The following is an 18,334-nucleotide window of genomic DNA, read 5'->3' as shown; positions in this document are numbered from 1 at the left end:
GTGGGCCGAGGGTACGGTCACTTTTGGTCGGTGACGATGAACCAGCCCCGGAACTCCGGGGACATGTTTCCGCCCGGGTCGGATGCCATCTCGTACCGCCCCTGGGTCCACGGGGCGAATTCGATGTCGGTCACCTCGCCCGGCCCGAGGTTGCGCGAGAAGATCCGGTAAAACGGGATGGAGAACTGGTGCACCCGCGTTCCCTTGTTGACCACGTGCAGGTGGATGGGTTGGTCCACCATCGCGATCACGTTGGCCGGCACAAACCCCTGGTCGGTGGCCTGGATTTCGACCGTGCGCGCGGCGGCCTCGGCGTTCGCCGGGAACACGCAGACCAAGCATACGGCGGCAGCAGCCATCCAACGAGGCATGGAAATCCCTCCTGCGTCCGGCCTCCGCCGTCTGGCGCGGGCCGGAAATGACGTGCTCACGGGTTAAGATTTGCCAGGCATGAATCGTTCATGCGCGGAGCATAAAAAGTCCAGCTATGGCGATGTTTTCACACCGACGCAGCTGTGCCGTGGTAGAATAGGGGCGGAAAGAGGGGATGGCGAATGTGGTGGAGACGACACAGGAATGGCGGCCAACCCCCTCAGCCGGACGGAGACGCTGCGGCGGAGGTCGTGGTCCTGGACGAACAGGGCGTGATTGACGCCTGCGCCGTGTACGTGGCGCGGCGGCACGGGTGCCATCCGCAACAGGTACAGGTGGAATTGGTGTTTGACCCGGATGCGCACGACCCGTTTTCGGCCGACGCGCGGATCGACCGGGTGCATCCGGTTCATCTGCGGGAGCAGGACGTCATCGACGCGGTCGCCGAGTGGGTGGCGGAATCGTCGGCACAGGCGCCGCACCAGCTTTCCGTCGATCTTCAGTATTCGGAGTCATCCGGGATCACCGCCACGACGGTGGTGCGCTGAGCGCGGGTGGCGCAGGGAGTGGAGAGTCCATCATGGACGGTCGGAGAAGGGGGTTGTGCGCCTGCGCGCTCCTGTGGGGGGCGGCGGCCGGGGGGGTGGTGGCGTGCGGAGAGGACCACCGCGGCCCGGTGCAGGCTCGTCCCGCCGCCGTCGCGCCGGTGAACAGCGCGGACGAGGTCCCGGGCGGCGGTGCAGGCGGGGGCGCAGCGGCTGAGCCGAATGGGGGACTGCAGACGGGCGGCGGTGCCGTCCCCACGGGGGGTGACCAGGCCATTCTGCCCGGGGAGCAGCACGCGCCCCCGAAGGCGCAGCATCCGCAATATGCGACCAAACATCTGGTTCCCGAGGTGTGGAGCGTCGCCAAGGGCGAGGTGGCGCTGACCATCGACGACGGGCCGTCGCCGTACACCCACCGGATCCTCGACGTGCTGGAGCGGTATGACGTGCCGGTGACCTTCTTCTTTGTCGGTAACCGGGTATCGCAGTGGCGGTCGGCGGTGTTGCGGGCGCAGCGGGACGGAGACGTCATCGGCAATCATTCGGAGTCTCATCCCTTGCTCACGGATCTCTCCGCGGCCGAACAGGCGGCGCAGATTGAGACCGCAAAGGGCCAATTGGAGGCGGTGATCGGCCGGCCGGTCACCCTGTTCCGCCCGCCGTACGGGGCTTACAACGACGACACGGAGCAGGTGATGGCGAAGGACCATCTGACTCTCGTCCTGTGGAACCGGGATCCGAGGGACTGGGAGGCCAAGGCGCCGGCGCAGGTGGTCGATGCCGTCGTCAAGGGGAACCCGTCGGGCGGCGTGTTCGACCTGCATGAGAATGCGTTGACGTTGGCGGCGCTGCCGGACATCATCGCGGGGCTGAAAAAACAGGGATTGCGTTTCGTGGTGCTGGGGGACGGTACCGGCCGCGGCACGCCCGCGGGCAACAGCACCGGTCCGTCGGGCGGCGGGGGATGGCCGCCAGGCAACCGGACCTCGGCGCCGGGCAATCAGGCGGGACACGCGTGAGTCGGACAAGTGAAACGGGGGTGCGGCCACACCCATGCGGTGCGGCGCACCCCCTTTGAGCGGTTTGACCCGTTATCGCCAGCCGTCTTGATAGGTCAGGACGGCCGGCGTCCGGTTGCCGTTGGAGACGTTGAGGATGTCGATCACGCGGTCCGCCTGGCCGGGTGTGGTCACGACGAGGGCGTACAGGCCAGCGTGGTTGGCCCGGAAGTTGAGCGCGCGCGACACGCCGGGGGTCCTGGCGGCCGCCGCGCCCACCGGCGCGGTGCCGTCCCGGTACGGGACGACCGCCAGCCCATGGTTCCACGCGCTAGCGGCGGGGGCCGTCACGCGCACGGTCCAGCCCGTCGGCACCGTGACGGTCGGGGCCAAGGCCGGGCGACCAGGCGCTGCCGCAGTTCCGGGTGCGACGGCCGCTCCGGGCGTGACGGCTCCCGGGACCGCCGCGCCGGCTCGGGTGCCCGGCGCGACGCCATCCGTCCGCGTCGTACCCGCCAGGCGGATGTTGACCGTGCGTGTACCCGGGTCGACCTCCACACTCTGGCTCGCCACCGGCACACCGGCGGCCGTGAACGGATGGCGAGTCCAGGCATTGCGGTCCCCGGCGGGGCCGAGGCGGGTGGCATCCGTCACGGCGTTGCCCGCGCCGCGGATGACATTGGCCGTCCCCCGGGCCGCCAGCCCCGCCGCGTTCCCGGTGGCGTTGACGGCGTTGGCCGTGTGGTTGGCCGCCTGCCCGCAACCTCCTGTGGCCAGCGCGAGGAGTGCACCGGCCGTCGCGGTCCACAACGCGCATTTCCTTGTATGTCGATTCAATGTCGTGTCCCCCTCCATGCTCTGGGATTGGCTTCGTCCTGATTGTTCCCTGGATGGCGGGGGGTATCCGGTGCACGGTGTGCCAGATTCCGGAAAGCCAAGCAATACAAAAGGCCGGCCGGTACATCCGAAAATGTACCGGCCGGCCGGCTTGGTGCGGTCGAAGGGACTTGAACCCCCACGGTGTTGCCACCACAAGAACCTGAATCTTGCGCGTCTGCCAATTCCGCCACGACCGCATGTCTTAGTTTTCTCTCGTCCGCGCTCTCGCGAAGACAGGACTGATTATAGCAGCGGTCCACCATTCGTGCAACCCCTCATCCATATGGAAATTTGATACAAACCGGAGGGGGGATAACCCGGCATCCTGGTGGCTGACGCCGTGTGCGTGTGCGCACCACGGTGCGTTCGGCGCATCGGGCCGGTGACGGGCGGAGGCGGGGAACTTGTGATAGACTCATGCCAGGAGGCGAGCCCATGGTACGCGTGACGAAGATGCACGCTCTCGGCAACAATTACGTCTACGTCAGCGAATTCGAGCAACCGCTCGATGAATCGGAGTTTCCGCGTCTCGCGGCGGCGGTAAGCGACGTGCGGCGCGGCATCGGGTCGGACGGACTCATCTGGATTGGCCCGTCGAATGCGGCCGACCTGCGGATGCGCATCTTCAACGCCGACGGTTCCGAGGCGGAGACCTGCGGCAACGGGCTGCGCTGCGTGGCGAAATTCGCGTTTGACCGGGGCTTCGTCGACCGTCGCCGATTCACCATTGAAACGCGCGCCGGCATCGTCACCGCCGAGGTTCACCCCGAGGGCGGTCAGGTCCGCCAGGTCACCGTGGACATGGGCATCCCCCGCTTTGGGACCGACGCCGTGCCGTACCGCGGGCCCGAACGGGGGGATTCGGTATCCGTCGCGGCTGCCGGCGAGACGTTTCACGGCGTGCTGGTATCCATGGGCAATCCGCACTTCGTCTGCTTTGTGCCTGAGGTCGGCGCGATTCCCCTGGCGCAGGTGGGGCCGGAGATTGAACGGCATCCTCATTTCCCGGAGCGGATCAACGTGGAGTTCGTGGCGCCGCGCGGGCGGGGCGAACTGGATTTCCGCGTGTGGGAGCGGGGATCGGGGATCACGTACGCCTGCGGGAGCGGGGCGTGCGCGAGTGTGGCGGCCGGGATCCGGTTGGGCGTGTTGGATCCGTCCGTCACGGTCCACCTGCAGGGCGGCGACCTGCGGATCGAAGTGAAGGACGGCCGCGTGTGGATGACGGGTGAGGCGGTCGAGGTGATGACCGGCCAGTTTCACTGGCCGCGGTGAACGAACAGGCGCAGGACGACGAGGAAGAACAAGGACAGAACCCCGGCCGTGACCGCCACCGCGAGGGCGCCAATCAGCAGCACGAACCCCGAGACGGCGCTGGTCACCAGCCACAGCCCGAGCCCGGAGAGCGGTCGCTTGTGGAACACCGCCGCGTACCCGAGTCCCATCACCCAAGCGGCGTAGAGGGCGAACGCGGACGATATCAGTGCACCTCCCCAGACGCTCCAATGGGTCAGCGCCACACCGGCGGACACAGGGGCGGTCAGGGTCAGCGCGGTGCATTCGACATTCAGAAGCCGCAGGCGCTGGCCGCGGGTCTTGAAGACGTTGGTCGCAATCACGTGGGTCACCAGCGTGTACAGACGCAAGAAACCGTAGAGGGCGACGGCGATGAGCGCAGTCAAGGCCACCCACGCGGCGCTGGTGGCCATAAACGCCCAGCCCTCCGCGGGCAGGCGCAGCGCCTGGCGCAGGGCCGCCCAGGCATCGGGGCACGCGATGAGCCCGGCGGCCACGCCCAACGCGGCGACCCACAGCGCGGTCCAGCGGCTGCGGCGGATGCCTTGCTCCAGCGGGATGTCCAACTGTTGGTGCAGGACCCGTGTACCGCGCAACAGGCGCCCGAGGGTACACCAATACCCGGCCCAGTCCGCGCGGAAATCTTTGTCCGTGTGCACCCGATTCCCTCCTTCGTTTCATCGAGCCTCATTATACAGAATCCGGCGTTCCCGAAGGCGAAACGGGATGTGGCGAAGGCGGACCTTCCGGGGAGACGGGAGAGGAGCGAGGGAAGATTGGCGCAAGAGGAAGAACGTCCGGAAACCCCCGGCCGTCCGGTGGAGGAGCCGGCCGCGGTAAAACGGCATTCGGGCGGCGCGGTTCCGCGACCGGCGGCCACGCTGATGCTGGTGCGGGACGGGGCGTGCGGAATTGAGGTGCTCGCCGTGCGCAGGGCCCGCGCGATGCGGTTCCTGCCGGGGCATTTGGCCTTTCCTGGCGGCGCGCTCGATGCGGAGGACGACACGCCCCCCGAAGGGGCGTGCCTCGGCCAGGTGCAGGGGCCGGAGTTGCCCCGCACCGCGTACGCCATCGCCGCGGTGCGGGAGTGTGCGGAGGAGACCGGCTGGGTGTGCGCCGCCGTCACACCGGAGGGCAGCGGCTGCGTGCCACTGCCGAGCGCGCAGCGCGAAGCGCTCCTGCAGCACCGGATCACCTTTTGGGACGCGTTGCGGGCGCTGCGCGCGCGCATCGACCTCAGCCGACTCCGCTATGTCGGGCATTGGGTCACGCCGGCGGACCAGCCGGTGCGCTTCGACACCCGGTTTTTCGTCGGGATGGCCGCGGACCGCCTGGTGCCCTCACCACACGCGGCGGAACACGATTGGGTGGGGTGGCGTCCGGCCGCCCATCTGCTCGTTGCGCTCCAGCGGGGCGAGGCTCAGGCGGTCCGGCCCACGCGGGCGATGCTCCAGGGCATCGCCGCCTGCCGGAGCGCGCAAGAAGCCTTTAATACGCTGTGGGTGCCCGGTCCGGGATGCTGACCGGATGCGGCAGGCGGTAGATGAACCCTCGATCCGCGTCAAATTGACGCGTCACCCGACCGGATGACAGCAGGCGTTGCAGGTGCGCCTGCACGGTCCGGCGGGCCGCCAGGCGAGCCCCGGGGGGCACCGTGTCCCCGTAAACGGCGTCGACGATCTCGCCGAGGGTACGGGGGCGCTCGGCCAGGAGGTCCAGCATCTCGGCTTCGCGGCCCAGGCGCCTCTCCTTCAATTGCCGGGCGGCGGCTGCCGCGTCCTCCAAGACCGGGCCGTGTCCGGGTCCGGCGAGGCGGCATCCGCTCGCCGCGATGGCATCGAGTGCGTCGAAGTACGAGGCCATGTGGCCGTCGGGTGGGCCGATCCACACCGACCCTTGGCCCGCCAGGTGGTCGCCGACCAGGATCACGTCCTCGCCCGGGATCTCCACGTGCAGGTGGCCGTGGGTGTGTCCCGGACAGTGGCGGAGGTGAAGCGCGATGCCCGCACAAGACAACGCAGGCGGCGCATCCGCCAAGGCGGCCGCACCCGTCTCAGGCCAGGTCAGCCGGGCGCGATCGAGGGGATGGATGTATACAGGGACCCGAAAGAGCCGGTGCAGCGCGGGCAATCCGCTGGTGTGATCGCGGTGATGGTGGGTCGCGATGAGGGCGGTGACACGCCGGACACCGGCGGCGCGGATGGTGTCCACGAGCGCCTGAATGGCGTCCGGATCGTCCGTGCCCATGTCCACCACGACCCCCTCGCCGTCCTTGGCGACGAGATAGGTGTTCGTCGAATACGCCGGCGGCAGCGTGGGCGTGGGGACCGGGCATTGGAAGACGTGCGGGGCAATCCGAATCAACGGGATGGCAGCAGCACACATGATAGGATCCCACCTTTCACCGTGATTATATCCTGCCAGCCATCCCATGGAAGCGGAGGGATCACCATGCGTATCTACACCCGATCCGGGGATGAAGGGCAGACGAGCCTGATTTACGGGCGGCGGGTCAGCAAGGCGTCGGCCCGGGTGGGGGCGTACGGCACCCTCGATGAGGCGAACTCCGCCATCGGGCTGGTGCTGTCGTGGTTGCCGGAGGACGCCCAATTCGATGATCTGCGCCGATTCTTGGCGCGCGTGCAGCGGGATCTGTTCGATCTCGGGCGGGATCTGGCCACACCGCTGGACAAGCAGGCCGAGTTCCACACGACGGAGGCGGACGTGGGGCTGTTGGAGCGGATGATTGACCGGTTGGACGCGGACAATCCGCCGTTGCAGCGATTCCTCTTGCCGGGCGGCCACCCAGCGGCGGCGGCCCTGCACCTGGCGCGCACCATCGTCCGGCGCGCCGAGCGGGAGGTGGTGGCCTTGGGCGAAGTGGAACCGGTGCAACCGTGGATCCGCAGGTACCTCAACCGCCTCTCGGATCTCTTGTTCGTGATGGCGCGCAGCGTCCACACCAGAACGGGCGTGGCGGAACCTTCGGTGGATTTCCAGGCGCCGAAGCCGGATCCGTTTCAGACGGAGCAGAAGTAGCAGACGCAGACAGGGAGTGGAGAGACATCATGCGGCATGGGGAACGAGCGTGGCAAGCGGCGTTGTTGGATCTCGACGGCACCCTCTACCGCGGCGACGAGGTGGTGCCCGGGGCGCCGGAATTCGTCGAGCGGCTGCGCCGGCGGGGCATCCGGCCGGTGTTTCTGACGAACAATTCGACGCGCACCCCCCGTCAGGTGGCGGACAAACTGAACCGCATGGGCATCACCGCGGAGCCGGATGAGGTGTGCACGTCGGCGGAGGCCTCCGCGCACCAGCTGCGGGAGCGGTTCGGACCGGCGTACATCGGTTTCGTCGGGCTGGACGGCGTGCGCGAGGCACTCGTGGAATTCGGGCACCGGGCGGTGGAATTGGGTACGCCGGAGCACGACGGCCATCCCGGCGTGGCGGCCGTCGTGGTCGGGCTCGATCCGGAGATCACGTACCGCCGCCTGACGGCGGTGTGTGCCGAGGTGTCGCGGCTGGGCGCCTTCATCTTGACGAACGGCGATGTGCGGCTGCCGGCGGGGGATCGGTTTGTGCCTGGCAACGGCGCCCTCGGGGCGTTCATCGAGACCGCGACGGGGATTCGTCCGTACGTCGCGGGAAAACCCAACCCCGATTTCGTTCAGTTTGCGCTCCAGCGCTACGGGCTGGACCCGGACGGGGTCCTGCTCATCGGCGACAACCGGCGGACGGACGTCTTGGCGGGGAAGCTCGCCGGCGTGTACACGGTACAGGTGCAAAGCGGGGTTCAGTACGCGGAGACGGAGTCTGCCTCCACGCCGCTGGAACCGGACGAGGTTCACCCGTCGGTGGCGGATCTGTTCCTCCCGTGAGCCATCGGACGGGCCGGTCCCGGCAGACTTGCGAACCATATATCTGGTGTGTATAATGGGCCATGAACCGGATGCGCACACTAGATATATGGGATTATGGTAACCTGTTCGGACGGCGGGCGCCGAGCGCCCGTCTGCTCCACGCGGCTTGCGGCGGCCTCGATGGCCGCCGCGGCCGCCATCCCGGAAGAGAGGCGGCAATCATGCGCTGTCCCTACTGTGAGACCGACAATTCACGCGTGATTGAGTCCAGGGCGAGCGAGGACGGCACCACCATCCGGCGCCGGCGGGAGTGCACCAATCCGTCTTGTGGCCGCAGATTCACCACGTACGAGCGGATCGAACAACGCCCCCTGATGGTGGTGAAGAAGGACAACAAGCGCGAGGAGTTCTCCTATGAGAAGCTGTACCGCGGGTTGATGAAGGCGTGCGAAAAACGTCCCATCTCGGCGGAGCAGGTGGAACAGGTCGTCGAGCGGATTGATCGCCGCCTGCGCCTGGAATTCGAGCGCGAAGTGCCTTCATCGGTCATCGGGGAACGGGTGATGGAAGAGCTGCGCGCCCTGGACGGGGTGGCGTATGTGCGTTTTGCCAGCGTGTACAGGCAGTTTCGGGATGTGGAGACACTGGCGCAGGAGGTCCTCTCGCTGCTGCAAGAGACGGCGGGGAGAACCAAGCCGGGGAATTGAGGGTCGTGCGCGTCCGACAGCTGTACATAATGGAGCAAGCGCCGGCATTCATGGCCGGCGGGGAGGCGGAGACATGGTCAAAGCGACGGAGGAGAGCATGCTGCCGTTCACCGAGGAGGACCGGTTGGGCGCGACGGGAGAGCGCATCGTGGCGGACCGGTACCTGCTCAAGGATGTGCGTAAGGAGACGTTGAAGGTCGGATCCCTGGTGGTGGCCGTACTCGACAAAAAACGGGCTTACCACGAGCTGGCCCGCGTCGTCGCCATCGACGATGCGCGGAAAACGGTGACCGTGGAGCTGAAGGACGGCCACCGCGAGGAACTGCCGCATCACCAGGTGGACGTGCTGCTGGAGACCTCACCGCGCGAGATGTGGCGACGGGTGGCCACAGGGGCCGCGGCGGTCACGCGCGACCCGGAGCGGTGGGCGGAGCGGTTTTACCAATTGCAGTGCGGATGGAAGTACGTTCCCGGCGGGCGCATCAACGCGTCGCTCGGCACAGGGATGCAGGTGACGAGCTACAACTGTTTCGTCATCCCGAGCGTGGGACCGACCATGCGCGAATACGCGGAGGCGTTCGGGCAGACCCTGGAGATCCAGGCGAGGAGCGGCGGCGTCGGGATGAACCTGTCGCGCATTCCGCCACAGGGCACCTATATCCCGGTGTTCCCGGGTTCACGGCGGCCCTATCTGCATCTCGTACTTGACGTCTGGCATCCCGACCTGCTTGAGTTCCTGCAGGCGGAGTATCCGAACAGCACCAAGGTGGTGCGGGTGAACCGCGAGTTCCTGCGGGCGGTCGAGGAAGACGCGGAGTGGCGGTTCGGCTTCCCGGAGACGAGTGTCGAAGGGTACGACGACGTGTGGACAGGCCGCCTCGAAGACTGGCTGGAGCAAGATTTGCCCGTCAACTGGCAGGAGCCCACACCGGCACGGCGCCTGTACGAGTCGATTCTGGCCAGCGGCGCGCTGGTGTTGAGCGACGTCATCGGCACGGTGCTCGTCCCGGGCGATCAGCGCAGCACCATCGCCGCGACGCTCGGTGACATGTGGGAGCGGATGGCGGAGGGCAAACAGGTGTCCGTCATCCTGTCCTCCCTGCGTCCCCGCTACAGCTACGTGCGCGGGGTCAACGGACGCAGCTCGGGCGCGTACTCCTGGGGCACCCTGTACGACAAGGGCAATCAGGTGTTCGGAGAAGGGTTTGGCCCGGTCGGCGTCGGCGAGATCATGAGCGTCGGCTGCCAGTTGACCCTGCAGGGGGGATCCCGGCGCGGCGCGCTGATGCTGATTCTCAACGACCGCCATGCCGATGTGCTGAAATTCATCCGCTGTAAACAGGTCGACGGGGTCATCACCGGGGCCAACATCTCGGTCGGAATCTCAGAACGCTTCATGGAGGCCAAGGAGAAGGGTGAGCGGTGGCCCATCGGCTTCGTGCCGAAAGAGCACTGGCAGGCGTTCGACGGAGATTTCGACACCTGGGTGGGGGCGGGCAAGCCCTTCGAGGTCACGGACTCGCTCGCGGCCGATGCGCTGTGGGACGAGCTGGTGCTGTCGGCGTGGAAGTCGGCGGAGCCCGGCGTGGTCTTCCTCGGGCGGGCAAACCGGATGAGCAATTCGTGGTATTTCAATCCGTTGGTGGCGACCAATCCGTGCGGCGAGCAACCGCTGCCGGCCAACGGCATCTGCAACCTGGGCGCGGTGGTGTTGAGCAAGTTCGCGGTCGGGTTTGCGGACTGCGGAAAGCGGGTGGAATTCGCCGATAAGGAAAAGGAAGCGTATGTCCGCTCCTGGCTGACCAAGCACTTCGACGCGGAGAAGGCGGAGTTTTTCCTGCACCACGTGAAGTGGGAGGCGCTGGAGGAGACCACCCGCACGGGCATCCGGTTCCAGGACGCGGTGATTGACGCCACGTACTATCCGTTCGAGGAGAACCGGCGCAACCAGATGCAGGAGCGGCGCGTGGGGCTCGGTATCATGGGTCTGCATGACCTCCTGCTGTACTGCGGCATCCGCTACGGATCGGAGGAGTCGGTGAAGTTCATCGACGTCCTGATGGGCCTGATGGCCGAGTGGTGTTACCTGGAGTCCGTCGAGATCGCCAAGGAGAACGGTCCCTTCCCGGCGTTCGACGCGGAGAAGTTCCTGGCGTCGGGCTACATGCGGCGGATGGCCGAGGAGCGACCGCACGTGGCGGAAGCGGTGCGGCGCCACGGGGTGCGCAACGTCACGCTGATGACCATCGCGCCGACCGGCACCACGGGGACGATGGTCGGGTGTTCGACCGGGTGCGAACCGTACTACGCGTGGTCGTACTTCCGCAACTCCCGGCTCGGCATGTTCGAGGAGAACGCGGCCATCGTGCAGGAGTACTACGACACCCATCCGGGTGCAGAACGGCTGCCCGACTACTTCGTGACGGCCATGGAACTCACGCCCGAGGATCACGTGCGCGTACAGGCGGCTCTGCAGAAGTGGATCGACAGCTCCATCTCGAAGACGTGCAATGCGCCGAACTCCTACACGGTGGAGGATACCAAGCGGCTGTACGACTTGGCGTATGCCCTGGGCTGCAAAGGCATCACCATTTACCGCGACGGGTCCCGTTCGGAACAGGTGCTGTCGTTGAAGGCCGAGGATAAGGCGGACGCGAAGGCAGAGGAGACCGAGGTGCGGGAGGTGGCGCCGGCGGCCGATCACGGCGGCGCCGAGGCCCCGAAACAGCCGGTCTATCAGAAGCGCCGCCGTCCGGACGTGCTGTACGGTGCGACGTACAAGAAGGAGACGCCGTTGGGCAAAGCGTACATCACCATCAACGACGATCCGGAAGAGCACGTCGCCCTCGAGATGTTCGTCAACATCGGCAAGGCGGGCAGCGATGTGTATGCCGCCAACGAGGCGTTGGGCCGCGCCATCACGCTGTACCTGCGGGATTCCCGCAATCCCAACAAGGAAGCGGAGCTCGTCAAGCACTTCGCGGGGATTGGCGGATCGAACTCGGTCGGCTTCGGAGACCGGCGCATCACGTCGGTGCCGGACGCCATCGCCAAGGCGCTGATTGAGCACTCCGAGACGTTCCCGCTGCGCAAAGCGGCATTCCGGGAGTGGGCGAGCGGACAGGAGACGGCCGCGGAGGACGTCGAGCGGCCGGCGCTGCGCGAGTACTCGGTGGGGAAGGACCTGTGCCCCAACTGCCACCAGCACGCCCTGGTCCGGACGGGCGGATGTTACGAATGCGAGGCGTGCGGGTTCAGCAAGTGTTGAGCAACTCCCATCGCGTCGGATGAATCGTCGGGTGAATAACGGACGGTGATGCACCGGACGGATACCGCCGGGCGGCCGCGGAATGCGGCCGCCCGCTTCGCATTGGCACGGCTCCTCCTCGAATCCCAACATTTGAGTCTCGTCTCAGGTTGGTTTCTCTATGTATAATTGTAAGAGCCTTGCTCTTCACATCCATATCAGCCGAATCTCCGGCGCCTGCGCGTCGGAGTACGGGGGATGCCATACAGGGGATTTCCCTTGGGGTGAATCGTGCGGGGTGGACGCTCACCGCGCGCGAGGGGCGGCTCGTGCCCCAACCCGACAACTAACCCCGGAGGCAGACGAGAGGTGATGGAGTCGTGTCGTTCAGGACGTGGTTGTGCGGGGCCGCTGCGGTACTGTCGATGACCGCCGCGCCGGAGGCGATGGCGAGTGTTGTCACCGTGCGCCCGGGGGAATCGCTGTGGTCCATCGCCAGGGCGCACCAGGTGTCGCTGGCGGAAGTGCAAAAGGCCAACCCGAACGTGGATCCGATGCACCTGCCGGTGGGCGCCCGGGTCAACGTTCCGGACAGGAATACGTACGTGGTGCGCAAGGGCGATTCTCTGTGGACCATCGCGCGGCAGCACCACGTGTCTGTGCAGACCCTGCAGGCGGCCAATCCATGGGTCCGTCCAATGAATCTGCCGGTGGGCGCCACGCTGCGGTTGCCGGCCAGCGCCGCGCCGTCGGGATTGGCGACGGCGGACAACCTGTACTGGATGGCGCATATCATTCACGCGGAGGCGGGCGACGAGCCGCTGGCGGCGAAGATTGCGGTCGGCGACGTGGTGGTGCACCGAATGCACGACCCGGCTTATCCGGACACCGTCAAGAGCGTGGTCTTCCAGGTGGTGGGCGGCCACTATCAATTCGAGCCGGTGATGAACGGATACATCTACTCGGAGCCGGACGAGGAAAGCCAGAAGGCGGCCGAGGCGGTGCTGCGCGACGGCCGCGACGTGGTACCGGGGGCGATGGTGTTCTACAACCCGGCGCAGACACCGGCGCACAGCTGGGTGTGGTCGCGGCCGGTGATCGCCAAACTCGGACACCTCAATTTCGCCAAGTGATCCGCCCTGGCGGGCCGGAAAATCGGTACGCTTCCGCGTGAAATGCCGATATGAAATGCCGATGCCTGGTGGCATCGGCATTTCACGTTCTTCCGGGGGCCGGGCGCGCGTGACAAGGGCGCACTCGCACCGGTTGGCGGGAGGGGCGGGATGGGCTAAACTGGGGAAGGGCTGGGGCGAGGGTCCCCCGCCGCTCATCAACAGGCTGGAGGGGTTGTCGTGCAACCGAAGTTCTGCAGGGAATCCCGATGCGTGAAGATCAGCCGCGTGTTCCCGAACGATCTCAACGATCACAACACATTGTTCGGCGGCAAGCTGATGGCATATATCGACGACATTGCCTCCATCTCCGCATCGCGCCACGCCCGCACCGACGTGGTGACGGCGTCCACCGACTCGGTCGATTTTCTGTGCCCCATCCGGCAGAGCGACTCGGTGTGCCTGACGTCGTATGTCACGTGGACCGGAACCACCTCGATGGAGGTGTTCGTCAAGGTGGTGGCGGAAGACCTCAAGACGGGGGAGCGCCGGATCGCTGCCACGGCCTTCTTGACCTTCGTGGCGCTCGACGATCAAGGCCGGCCTGTCCCGGTTCCTCCCGTGCAACCGGAATCGGAGGAAGAGCGACTGCTGTACGAGACCGCACCGCGACGCGCGGAACGGCGCAAGCAGCACCGCGCGGAGAGCAAACAGTTGGCCGCCCGTCTCAAGACGGAGAAGTTCTGGGACGAAATGTGATCCACACGTTCTCACCCATCCCATCGTCAGGAAAGACGAAGGCCAGCGAGTGAATGCTGGCCTTTCCGTATTTCTTATATCTCGTCCGACACTGACTTCACGTCTCCCGCGCTCGCGGCTCCGTCCACCCGCGGCTGGAACCACCTCTGTGCGATGAGGGTGGGTACGAGGGCACTCAGGATGACAACGGTAACCAGTACCGTGTATTGGGTTTGGCTGATGATCTGATGGCTGAGACCGTACAGCGAAGAGATGGTGCCGAACGTCAGCCCAGTCGCCATCAGGGCGGTCGTATAGTTGCCTTCACGCGGCGTGTACCCGAACAGGGCGGTCAGCGGTCGCACTCCCGCCACCTTGGTGACCATCTTCAGCGTAAAGAAGACTCCGATCAACCACGCGTTGTGCCGCACCGCGGGCAGCAACACGTACAATCCAGCCTTCAAAAAATAGAATGGGGTCAGGAGCGTAAACGCGATCGCTCGAAGCCGCCTCCCCAACACCAGTGTGTGTTGAAACACTCCTGCGAGCACTAAGCCAACCAGGTACGCCGGAAGCACGGCCTCGCTCTGCGCTACTGTTGCGAGGGCACCGAGCGCAAATAGGACGAGGAACAGGAACTTCGTCTCCACTTCCTGAACACGTCCACCGAGCCTCCCCAGGACAAGTCGCGTCAACTTGGGCAAGCACACCAACGCCACAGCGGTCACCACCAGGAATACAACCATCCAGGGATTGAACCCGGAAAATAATATCCCCAACGCCAATACCGTACCAAGGTCGGTTACGAAGCAGGCCGCCAGAATCGCTTTCCCAATATCGGTCTGGTTGAGACCTGTCTCCACCATCACCGCATACACCACCGCGACCGATGTCGTGGAGAGCGCTATCCCGGCCAACTTGGCGGCTGCGAACGACCAGCCGGCGATGTAATACGCGTATAGCCAGGCGCCCACAAACGGCAACAAGAATGAGGCTATCCCAATGGGGATGCTGATCCGGATATGCCGCCGGAAGGAAGCGGGATCGATCTCTGAACCGGCCAGAAACGTCAGCAACACGGATCCGAAACTGGCCAAAAAGTCGATCCACGGCGTCGTCTGCAGATGTAATACGTTTCCTCCGAATACCCCGACCAGGATCTCAATGAGCGCTACTGAAATACCAATCCGCACCGAGATGAAACTCGCCGCCACCGCCAACCCCATCCATACCGAAGCGACCATCCACACGTTGTCCATCCGGCCACCCTCCTGAATCGTTGTGTACCGGACGCGTGGGCGAGTGGATGCGGGCAAGCGAAATCAGCCAAAGACCCCTCGCCTTTGCGCCGGCAAAGACAGGAGTCATTGGCGGAAACCGCGCTTCGAGTGGAAAATTCCACTCCAGTGAACTCCACCACTGTCGTTGTGTGATTGTGATGGTTCATCATACTCATGGGCACGGGCGGCGTTACCCGGTTCAGGTGCAAATGGGCTGGTGCATACTCCGACTTCGGGCATACGGCGGTACCTGAGCGAGGCATGCTATGAAATCGTGCTCGCCCTGGTCATGAAGCGGGATGTCGGTCTGTATACATGGAACATGGGTGATGGGGCTCACCTAAACCGCCTGCCAAGGCTGATGGCTCCTGCGAACCGTTCTCGATTCGCAGGGGTTTTTTCGTGACATGGCCGAAGGAGGAGTTGCCCGTGAACGTATTGGCTATCGCGCTGTTCGGGGCCGTGGGCGGCGTGCTGCGGCTCCTGCTGGAGGACGCTCTGCCAAGCAGCCACTTTCCGTTCGCCACGCTGGTCATGAATCTGATGGGGTCTTTTGCGCTTGGCCACATCGCCGTCGTCGCGATACGAAAGGCATGGCCTGATTGGTTACGGCTCGGCATAGGCACCGGGATGATTGGCTCGTTCACCACTTTCTCTACCTTCTCCATGGACGTACTCACGTTGTTCCATACCAGCCTCCTCCTGGCCAGCATTTACGTGTTGGCCAGTCTTCTCGGCGGTTGGGGCTGTGCTTTAGCGGGCGATCGTTTAGCCGTGTGGATCTACACTGTGGACCGCACAGCGCGGGTCACCGAGCCGGGCGAAATGGAAGAGGTGTACCCATGACCGTGACGGGCGCTGTCTCAGTAGCCATCGGGGCGACCGCAGGGTCAGTAGCCCGATACCTCAGCGGGATGCGTCTCTCCAGGATTTCCCGCTCCCCCTTCCCTTGGGCAACCTGGTCGGTCAACGCGATCGGATGTCTCCTGCTTGGCCTGTTCTTTCGCGTTCTCACGAACACGCATCGTGCAGGAGATGGGTGGCTGTTTCTGGGAATCGGGTTCTGCGGAGGCTACACGACGTTCTCCACGTTGTCTGTGGAGATGGTCCACCTCGTACGGACACACAAACGGTTGGCTATCGTGTACGTCGCCAGCTCGATTTGCGTCGGCTGCGTGCTGACCTGGATCGGGGTGTTCCTGTTGTAAAAACATACTGGGTGGGACCCAGGTCTATGCCAGTGCTGTCTACATGGCCATATGTTTCTCCTCAACCCGGATCCCTCCCCGAAATCATAAGGAAAAGGGCTCCTACGGATTGAAAGATCTATCCGTAGGAGCCATCATCCTTTGCAGGAAGTAAACGGTGAGCTCCATCACCTATCGAATTCAGCTGAGTATAGCACGAGACTGTAAAATTGCATTGTTCCTACGACTTAGGCACAGATCATGTATACAACACCACTCTATCATTTGACACAGTAACTCATGAAAAGGGTCCGTGCCAAGTTCCGGTAGGTGAGACGATCGTGTAAAGTTTCAGTACGGGCTTTTCCCCGAGAGCAAGGGGGAAGGCAAAAATAGAAGAGGCCTCACTACGACACCCAAATCAACAGCCGCTCCGCAACAAAGCTTGTATCTCAAGTTTCGCACCCTTAGGCAGCCAGCTTTTCCTTGATAGCGCTGGGTAAATGGGTGATAAACTGTTCAACAATCATGTGATTCGGCAACTCGTGCAATTTCTGCAGATCGGTGTCGACCGCGGGGAGTTCTCTGGGGCCTTGCCGCTGGAGCTTTGCGAAGGTCATTGGCGTCCCAATTCGAGGGCATTATGATCCACACGCTCGCGCTCGGTCCCGAGCACGCTGACACCGTGCGGCAGCTCGATGTCTTGATCGCCCATATGAAATCTCTACTACTACCATCGAAATGAGGTTGATTTGCCATGACTATATTGAAAAACCCACTGTTTGTCCGTCTGTTCATCGCGAACTTCGCCTCCCAGCTCGGGACGGTGGTCGGCAATATGGCGTTCGCCTTTTACTTATTGGATCGGTTCAGCACAAAACCCTACTATACGACGTTGGCGGAGCTCATGTACGCGCTGCCTACGCTGGTCGTGTTTCTCTTCGTCGGTGTTCTCGCGGATCGGCTAGACCGAAAGCGGATTGCGGCAAACTGCGACTGGATCCGCGCAGGCCTGACGGCACTGCTCCTCGTTACGCTGCACTACCAATTCATTGTCGCCGCCTTCGCGGTTTTGTTCCTGCGCAGCGCTGTTTCGAAGTTTTTTAGTCCTGCTGAAGCGGGCTTGTTGCAAGGCATCATGGAGAAGGACTTATACACGCAGGCGGCCGGCTTGAACCAGACGGTCATGGGACTCTTTATGCTCTTTGGCATGGGGCTCGGCTCGCTCACATACCACTACCTCGGCATTGAGGGAGCCGTCCTCATTGACGGCATCAGCTTCCTCCTGTCCGGGGCGTTGATTGCCTCTTGCCGCTTTGCCACGGAGGTACGTATGCCGAATGGGCAGACTTCTTTGCGGGGTCTTCGCTTCCGCCAGGTTACCGCTGATTTTGCCGAAGGCTATCGCTATATTCGAAGAAGTAGACTACTGCTTGCGCTTGTGATGGGTTTCGTGCTTTTCGGGTTCGTGAACGGGGTGTTTTCGGTTCTACCCATCTTCACGATGAAATATAAGCTGAGTCCGGCGCATTACCAGAAGTACTCGGCGTTGATTACCATTTTCCTCGGCATCGGTTTTCTCGTCGGGAGCACACTCGGCTCCTTCCTTATCCAGAAGCTGAATCGGGTCATTGTTCTCGTGGGCGGCTTGTTACTCACCGGTATGCTTTCGGTGGTGCTTGGGATAACGAGTGAAATGTGGATGTACCTGTCGCTTGTTCTTCTTACGGGCGCAATCATCGCTCCAGTCAATATCGTGATTGGCGGCTGGATTCCCGAGCTTGTAGACCCGAGCAACATGGGGCGCGTCAACGCGTGGAACGATCCGTTGCTCATGCTGGGGCAATCACTTTCCCTTGCCATTGTGGCGATTGTTTTCCCGAACCTGATCAACGTGGATGTGCTCTACATGGTCGTGGGGATGATCATCTTCGTGGTCAGCGTTTTTTACGGGGTTACGCTGCCGACTCTAAGCCGCAAGCAGCCTGAAATCCACGTCAACAGTTAAGTTTCGATTGCGGGGAGGAAAATTAAGAACTCAAGTTTCGCACCCGGTCTGAGTCAATAAATCCTTGGTGCGACTGGGATTTCAGGCGCTGAAAAGGCAAAAACA

Annotated in this window: 18 protein-coding genes, 1 tRNA gene and 3 riboswitches; of the genes, 13 read left to right on the top strand and 6 right to left on the bottom strand. The window is 63.9% G+C overall.

The window, feature by feature from the left end; all coding sequences use genetic code 11:
• Positions 1 to 17: 17 nt before the first annotated feature.
• Positions 18 to 371 (bottom strand): cupredoxin domain-containing protein, encoded by a 354-nt coding sequence (locus tag BM357_RS09585; RefSeq protein WP_074952198.1) that lies wholly within the window; start codon positions 369 to 371, stop codon positions 18 to 20.
• Positions 372 to 554: 183 nt separating this feature from the next.
• Between BM357_RS09585 and BM357_RS09580 the strand changes: the two genes are divergently transcribed.
• Positions 555 to 920: a DUF2653 family protein gene (locus BM357_RS09580; RefSeq protein WP_074952195.1), complete on the top strand. Its 366-nt coding sequence runs from the start codon at positions 555 to 557 to the stop codon at positions 918 to 920.
• 32 nt (positions 921 to 952) lie between these two features.
• A complete protein-coding gene (locus BM357_RS09575; protein WP_139234655.1) occupies positions 953 to 1,936 on the top strand; it encodes a polysaccharide deacetylase family protein in 984 nt (327 codons plus the stop codon).
• Positions 1,937 to 2,008: 72 nt separating this feature from the next.
• On the opposite strand, the gene BM357_RS09570 is transcribed toward BM357_RS09575, so the two are convergent.
• Together BM357_RS09570 and BM357_RS09565 are read right to left on the bottom strand one after the other, a co-directional pair.
• Complete coding sequence (locus BM357_RS09570) at positions 2,009 to 2,752, bottom strand: hypothetical protein (RefSeq protein WP_139234654.1); 744 nt, start codon at positions 2,750 to 2,752, stop codon at positions 2,009 to 2,011.
• A gap of 152 nt (positions 2,753 to 2,904) precedes the next feature.
• Positions 2,905 to 2,991: transfer RNA gene (locus tag BM357_RS09565), tRNA-Leu, on the bottom strand.
• Between the two features lie 238 nt (positions 2,992 to 3,229).
• Here BM357_RS09565 and dapF point away from each other — a divergent pair.
• Positions 3,230 to 4,069, top strand: coding sequence for a diaminopimelate epimerase (gene dapF, locus BM357_RS09560; RefSeq protein WP_074952180.1), 840 nt, complete (start codon positions 3,230 to 3,232; stop codon positions 4,067 to 4,069).
• Here the strand turns inward: dapF and BM357_RS09555 are convergent.
• The gene (locus BM357_RS09555) at positions 4,054 to 4,749 is read right to left on the bottom strand and encodes a hypothetical protein (protein ID WP_074952177.1); all 696 of its coding nucleotides are present in this window, start codon (positions 4,747 to 4,749) and stop codon (positions 4,054 to 4,056) included. The two genes, dapF and BM357_RS09555, sit on opposite strands and share 16 nt — an antisense overlap.
• Before the next feature lie 117 nt (positions 4,750 to 4,866).
• Between BM357_RS09555 and BM357_RS09550 the strand changes: the two genes are divergently transcribed.
• Positions 4,867 to 5,613: an NUDIX hydrolase gene (locus BM357_RS09550; protein ID WP_083430354.1), complete on the top strand. Its 747-nt coding sequence runs from the start codon at positions 4,867 to 4,869 to the stop codon at positions 5,611 to 5,613.
• On the opposite strand, the gene BM357_RS09545 is transcribed toward BM357_RS09550, so the two are convergent.
• Positions 5,579 to 6,475, bottom strand: a complete 897-nt coding sequence (locus BM357_RS09545; RefSeq protein WP_175511496.1) for an MBL fold metallo-hydrolase — start codon at positions 6,473 to 6,475, stop codon at positions 5,579 to 5,581. The two genes, BM357_RS09550 and BM357_RS09545, sit on opposite strands and share 35 nt — an antisense overlap.
• Before the next feature lie 66 nt (positions 6,476 to 6,541).
• Here BM357_RS09545 and BM357_RS09540 point away from each other — a divergent pair, with 66 nt between their 5' ends.
• From BM357_RS09540 to BM357_RS09515, 6 genes are all read left to right on the top strand, one after another.
• Positions 6,542 to 7,129: a cob(I)yrinic acid a,c-diamide adenosyltransferase gene (locus BM357_RS09540; RefSeq protein ID WP_074952175.1), complete on the top strand. Its 588-nt coding sequence runs from the start codon at positions 6,542 to 6,544 to the stop codon at positions 7,127 to 7,129.
• Between the two features lie 29 nt (positions 7,130 to 7,158).
• Positions 7,159 to 7,968, top strand: a complete 810-nt coding sequence (locus tag BM357_RS09535; RefSeq protein WP_083430352.1) for an HAD-IIA family hydrolase — start codon at positions 7,159 to 7,161, stop codon at positions 7,966 to 7,968.
• Between the two features lie 203 nt (positions 7,969 to 8,171).
• Positions 8,172 to 8,657 carry a transcriptional regulator NrdR gene (nrdR, locus tag BM357_RS09530; protein WP_029420039.1) on the top strand — a complete coding sequence of 162 codons (486 nt, stop codon included), beginning with the start codon at positions 8,172 to 8,174 and terminating at the stop codon, positions 8,655 to 8,657.
• 73 nt (positions 8,658 to 8,730) lie between these two features.
• Positions 8,731 to 11,925, top strand: coding sequence for an adenosylcobalamin-dependent ribonucleoside-diphosphate reductase (locus BM357_RS09525; RefSeq protein ID WP_074952174.1), 3,195 nt, complete (start codon positions 8,731 to 8,733; stop codon positions 11,923 to 11,925).
• A gap of 189 nt (positions 11,926 to 12,114) precedes the next feature.
• Positions 12,115 to 12,280, top strand: a riboswitch (cyclic di-AMP (ydaO/yuaA leader).
• A gap of 4 nt (positions 12,281 to 12,284) precedes the next feature.
• Positions 12,285 to 13,037: a LysM peptidoglycan-binding domain-containing protein gene (locus BM357_RS09520; RefSeq protein ID WP_074952173.1), complete on the top strand. Its 753-nt coding sequence runs from the start codon at positions 12,285 to 12,287 to the stop codon at positions 13,035 to 13,037.
• 219 nt (positions 13,038 to 13,256) lie between these two features.
• Positions 13,257 to 13,775, top strand: a complete 519-nt coding sequence (locus tag BM357_RS09515) for an acyl-CoA thioesterase (protein ID WP_074952169.1) — start codon at positions 13,257 to 13,259, stop codon at positions 13,773 to 13,775.
• 74 nt (positions 13,776 to 13,849) lie between these two features.
• On the opposite strand, the gene BM357_RS09510 is transcribed toward BM357_RS09515, so the two are convergent.
• Complete coding sequence (locus tag BM357_RS09510) at positions 13,850 to 15,013, bottom strand: cation:proton antiporter (protein ID WP_074952168.1); 1,164 nt, start codon at positions 15,011 to 15,013, stop codon at positions 13,850 to 13,852.
• A 337-nt stretch (positions 15,014 to 15,350) separates the two neighbouring features.
• A riboswitch (Fluoride riboswitch) is annotated at positions 15,351 to 15,412 on the top strand.
• A 51-nt stretch (positions 15,413 to 15,463) separates the two neighbouring features.
• On the opposite strand from BM357_RS09510, the gene BM357_RS09505 reads away from it, so the two are divergent.
• The 3 genes from BM357_RS09505 (at position 15,464) to BM357_RS09495 (ending at position 18,229) form a co-directional block, all read left to right on the top strand.
• The gene (locus tag BM357_RS09505; RefSeq protein ID WP_074952167.1) at positions 15,464 to 15,880 is read left to right on the top strand and encodes a fluoride efflux transporter FluC; all 417 of its coding nucleotides are present in this window, start codon (positions 15,464 to 15,466) and stop codon (positions 15,878 to 15,880) included.
• Positions 15,877 to 16,242, top strand: a complete 366-nt coding sequence (gene crcB, locus BM357_RS09500; protein WP_074952166.1) for a fluoride efflux transporter CrcB — start codon at positions 15,877 to 15,879, stop codon at positions 16,240 to 16,242. The genes BM357_RS09505 and crcB overlap by 4 nt, the downstream gene beginning before the upstream one ends.
• Before the next feature lie 118 nt (positions 16,243 to 16,360).
• A riboswitch (Fluoride riboswitch) is annotated at positions 16,361 to 16,423 on the bottom strand.
• Between the two features lie 555 nt (positions 16,424 to 16,978).
• Positions 16,979 to 18,229 (top strand): MFS transporter, encoded by a 1,251-nt coding sequence (locus tag BM357_RS09495; protein ID WP_074952165.1) that lies wholly within the window; start codon positions 16,979 to 16,981, stop codon positions 18,227 to 18,229.
• The last annotated feature ends 105 nt before the right edge of the window (positions 18,230 to 18,334 follow it).

Origin of the sequence: Paenalicyclobacillus macrosporangiidus (assembly GCF_900116805.1) — a bacterium.
Taxonomy (GTDB): Bacteria; Bacillota; Bacilli; order Alicyclobacillales; family Alicyclobacillaceae; genus Alicyclobacillus_H; species Alicyclobacillus_H macrosporangiidus.
This window is presented reverse-complemented; position numbering and strand designations above follow the sequence as displayed.